This is a genomic window from Acidovorax sp. (genome assembly GCF_046314175.1).
Classification (GTDB): domain Bacteria; phylum Pseudomonadota; class Gammaproteobacteria; order Burkholderiales; family Burkholderiaceae_C; genus Acidovorax.
Map to the genome: position 1 here is coordinate 1 of NZ_JBKBXG010000181.1, position 4,329 is coordinate 4,329.

Consider the following 4,329-nt stretch of genomic DNA (forward strand, 5'->3'; position numbering starts at 1 on the left):
GCATCGTCACCATGGACTTCGGCATGTGCCTGATCCGCGTGGGCGACGAGCAGGTGCCCCCCGAAAGCCGCAAGGAGCTGCGCCGCCTCAAGTCCGCCATCGACCAGGAGTTCCGCCGCCTGGTGGCCGAGGGCGTGGCCGAGGGCTCGATCCAGCCCTCCGACCCCAAGATCACGGCCTTTGTGATTGCAGGTGCGCTCAGCTGGATCGGCCGCTGGTACCAGCCCGGCGGCGAGTACACGGCCGAGCAGGTCGCGCAGCAGTGCATTGCGACTTTGTGTGATGGGGTGTTGCGGCGGCCTGCCCAGGCTGCTGTGCCTGAGGTGGTGCCTGTCCCTGCCGCCCAGCGCAAGGTGGGGGGTGCCAAGGCCAAGACCCCGGCTCGGTCCGGCAAGGCCTGATGCCTCCCAGGGGCTAGGATCTCAAGGTTTTTTGGCCTCTTCCGCGCGATGGGAATGTCTTGATAGCTATCTATTTAATAGCCTTTTGCAGGGCGTTGCGTTTGCATCCCTGATGCTTGCGCACCCGTCTAAGTTGAGCTTTTTATAACCTCACGCTGCGCTTGGACAAGCTCAGCGTGACAGGTTGTCGTCAATGCCGTGCCTTTGCTGCATGGTGCGTCAGCGGCTTCCTGTGATGGGCTTGCTTAAACAGGTTGTTTAACCCGCTACCGTGTTCTTAGTGCTGGTTTGGGTTTTATAAGTCGTTGATTTATATGAAATATTCTGCGGCATAAAGCATTGCTTTACCTCTAGGTATTGCCAGTTGGCTTAAAGACGGCTGCATCTGACAGATACCAACGGGCCCAGCGCCGCTGACCGAGAACATTGATCACCCCTTCATTGCGCAACTCCTCCAAGAGCTTTTGTACGGCCTTCATAGGAAGGGACGGAAGCACTTGTCTGAACTCGCTCAGTGGCGCACCGGCTTCGCCTTGGTCTTTGAGATGCTGCAGCAGCAAAGCCTTGTTGGTTCCATGATCCAGCCCCCGTTTTCGGGTGTAGGTGCCTTTGCCGCCCAGCGACGCATACAAGGCAGCCGCCAGGATGTATTTGGTGGTCTTACCCCTACCAATAGTTTCTACGGCACCCACTTCCGCAAGGGCTGGCAATCGTTCCTGTAGCTGGGGTGCCATGGGCCGACCCTGTTGCAGGCATTCCAGGGCCAAATAGTCCAGTGTAGATAAGCTGCGCAGCGTCTCCTCCCCCAGCCGCTCCATGAACCGCACAAACGCCGGGTTGCGTACGCCACCCTCCAGCGTCAGCCGCACCTCGTGCGCGGCGGTGCCGGCAAAGCTGGGCAGGGGCTTGCCTTGACGCACAGCACTTTCCATCATTAGGTTCAAGCCCTGGCCGGACCGTTCGATTAGCCCGCAGCGCCCCAGGGCTTCGGCCAGTCGGCGGTTGCGCGGGTATTGCTGGTCGATGATGTTCTCAGGCGTGATGCCAGGCGGCAGGCCGCCGGGGCTCACTACCTCCAATCGCTTGGCAAATTGCCGCACAAAGACCGAGCCGCCCAGGCGGTAGTCGCGGTGGGCCACCGCGTTCAGGATGGCCTCGCGTACAGGCACCTCGTCAAAGGTGGGCAGGTCCATGCGAAAGAAATCGTCCTGGTAACTCTGCCGGTCGTTACGCAGGTTGATCTTTTTCCACAGTGCGTCTTGCCAGGCGAAGAAGCCTGCGCGGTATTCCTCGCGGTCGGCCGCCGGGCCTGCGGATTCCGAAGAGCGGTATTCAAACACCAACTCGGCCTGCGCCAGCCACCGCGTGAGTCCTGTGCGCGTGCCAAACAGGATAAGCGCCGCGTAGCTCACTTGGTCGCCGTCCACCAGCAGTTCGGCATCGCGCAGCGTTTGCAAGTCGCTCAGTTCGCGCCTGCGCGTGTCACCGCTCTTTTGGGCCCAGCGTTCCCGGAACAGTGCAATGGACGTCGGCTCCAGGTCGGCCAGCGTGGCACCGGGACAGGGCTGGGCTGAAAAGTCAGGGCCCGTTTCGGCGAACATCTCTCGCAGTTCCTGGCCACTAAGAGCAGCCAGATCGTCGCCCGCACGCTTGAAATAGCGACCATCGATCTCCCACGCCGTACCCGGCAGGCGTGGTGGAACGTGAACGATTAGTACGCGCCCTCCGGGCAACAGCAGCTCTTCCACTGGAATGCGGTGCCCCAGCCGCTGGTGTAGCCCAGCCTCAGTCCGTTCCGGTGGGTCAAACGCCTGGGTCCCCACGATGCTCCGTGGGCGTTTGTCCGTCACGCCCAGCACGATGGTGCCGCCGCCCTCGTTAGCCATTGCCACGCAGTACTTGAGCAGCTTTTCAAAGTCGTAGCGCTGCTTGGCCTCTTTGAATTCCAGGCGTTGGCCTTCGGGTTCAAGTAGCCATTGTTGAAGCTGGGCGACAGAGGTGGGCATGAGGCAGGCAGTAGCAGGCAGTGGGAACGCCTGAGAGTCTGCCATGCGGAGCCGCCGGGGCCTAGTGTGAGCAGTTTTGGAGCTCTTTGTGTCCCAAGCGCTAACCGATCATGCGCAAGTAGCTATTGATTTGATAGCGTCTTGCGCGAGGCTCGGGGTGCGTGGTGTTCTGCCTGCCCCGCTGCCAGATCGTCCAGGATGGGGCAGTCTGGCCGGTCGTTGCCCTTGCAGCACGACACCAGGGTTTGCAGACTGCGCTGCATGGCCTGCATGTGGGCGATGCGTTCGCTCAGGTCGTCGATGTGTTGCTGGGCGATGCGCTTGACCTGGCTGCTGGCGCGGCTGCGGTCGTGCCACAGGCCCAGCAGCTCGGCGATTTCTTCCATCGAGAAGCCCAGGTCGCGGCTGCGGCGGATGAAGTGCAGGGCGTGCACGTCGGCCTCGGTGTACTGGCGGTAGCCGCTGTCGGTGCGCGCCACGCCGTTGATGAGGCCCAGCGATTCGTAGTGCCGCACCATGCGCGCCGAGATGCCTGCGCGCTTGGCAGCGACGCCGATGGGCACGGGCCAGGCGATGGGGCGGGGCGCTGTGGCCTTGGCGCGCGTGGTCGGCGCGGCATCGGGGGAATGGGGCATGGTCATGGTGTGGCCCTCGCTGGGTGCGTGGTGGCGCGGCGCTCAGGCCGCGACGGTGTAGCCTTCTTCGGCAATGGCGGCGGCCAGGGCCTCGCGGGGGGCGGTGCTGTCCACGTCCACCTTGCCGCTGGCGCGGTCGATGCGCACCTGGGCGTTGGGATCTACCTGCTGCACGGCCTGGGTGACGGCGCGTTCGCAGTGGCCGCAGGTCATGCCCTGCACTTGGAAAGTCGTGGTAGTGGTTGCCATGGGGTGTCCTTGTTGGGGGTTGCAAAAAATGGCCGTGGATGCGACCGAAGCGAATGTTGAAGCTTGACATCGTGGCAGAGTCAAACGCCGTTCAAGACACTCATGATGTGAGGGTTGATCAATATCAATGCTTGACCTTGCCATCACGTCAAGGATCAGCATCCCGGCCATGAACACCATCACCACCCCCCCCAACACCGCGCCCGGGTCTGTGCACTCGCTGGACCTGGGCATTTCTGGCATGACCTGCGCAAGCTGCGTGGGCCGTGTGGAGCGCGCGCTGCGCAAGGTGCCGGGCGTGCAGGAGGCCTCGGTCAATCTGGCGACCGAGTCTGCGCGCATTGCCTTTGTCACGCAGGTGGGCGCTGACGCCGCGGCCATGGAGGCGGTGCTGCGCCGCGCGGTGCGCAATGCGGGCTACGAGCCGCGTGCGGCGGGGCAGGAGGATGCACCGGAGGACTTGTCGCCCTGGGCCGGCTTTTTACCCGTGGGCATTGGCTTGCTGCTGTCGGCGCCGCTGGTGCTGCCCATGATCGGTGACCTGTTCGGCCAGCACTGGATGCTGCCCGCCTGGGTGCAGTTTGTGCTGGCCACGCCGGTGCAGTTCATCCTGGGGGCACGGTTTTACAAGGCGGGCTGGCATGCGGCCAAGGCGCTGAGCGGCAACATGGACTTGCTGGTGGCGCTGGGCACCAGTGCGGGCTGGGGCCTGTCGATGTGGCTGTGGCTCACGGCGCCCTCAGACCACCCGGGGCATGTGCCGCACCTGTACTTCGAGGCCTCGGCCGTGGTGGTCACGCTGGTGCTGCTGGGCAAGTGGCTGGAGGCGCGCGCCAAGCGCCAGACCACGGCGGCCATCCGCGCGCTGCATGCGCTGCGGCCGGATGTGGTGCATTTGCTGACCCAGCAGGGCGAGTTGGATGTGCCGGTGTCCGAGGTGCTGGTGGGCGATCAGCTGGTGGTGCGGCCGGGGGAGCGCATCCCCGTGGACGGCACAGTGCACGAGGGCCACACGCAGGTGGACGAATCCATGCTGAC

The 4,329-nt window shown here is 63.7% G+C and carries 4 protein-coding genes and 1 pseudogene; 2 read left to right on the plus strand and 3 right to left on the minus strand.

Going from position 1 to position 4,329, the window contains the following annotated elements:
* Positions 1-401: pseudogene (locus tag ACK4OE_RS25370) on the plus strand (TetR/AcrR family transcriptional regulator); the annotation flags it as partial.
* Positions 402-751: 350 nt separating this feature from the next.
* Here ACK4OE_RS25370 and ACK4OE_RS25375 read toward each other — a convergent pair.
* The 3 genes from ACK4OE_RS25375 to ACK4OE_RS25385 all read right to left on the minus strand — a co-directional run bounded on the left by ACK4OE_RS25375 (position 752) and on the right by ACK4OE_RS25385 (position 3,291).
* Positions 752-2,407 (minus strand): ATP-binding protein, encoded by a 1,656-nt coding sequence (locus ACK4OE_RS25375; protein WP_409889194.1) that lies wholly within the window; start codon positions 2,405-2,407, stop codon positions 752-754.
* Between the two features lie 122 nt (positions 2,408-2,529).
* A complete protein-coding gene (cueR, locus tag ACK4OE_RS25380) occupies positions 2,530-3,048 on the minus strand; it encodes a Cu(I)-responsive transcriptional regulator (protein ID WP_409889195.1) in 519 nt (172 codons plus the stop codon).
* 36 nt (positions 3,049-3,084) lie between these two features.
* A complete protein-coding gene (locus ACK4OE_RS25385; protein ID WP_056742486.1) occupies positions 3,085-3,291 on the minus strand; it encodes a heavy-metal-associated domain-containing protein in 207 nt (68 codons plus the stop codon).
* 169 nt (positions 3,292-3,460) lie between these two features.
* Between ACK4OE_RS25385 and ACK4OE_RS25390 the strand changes: the two genes are divergently transcribed.
* Positions 3,461-4,329, plus strand: an 869-nt coding sequence (locus ACK4OE_RS25390; RefSeq protein ID WP_409889196.1) for a heavy metal translocating P-type ATPase, incomplete at its 3' end; no start/stop codon positions are given.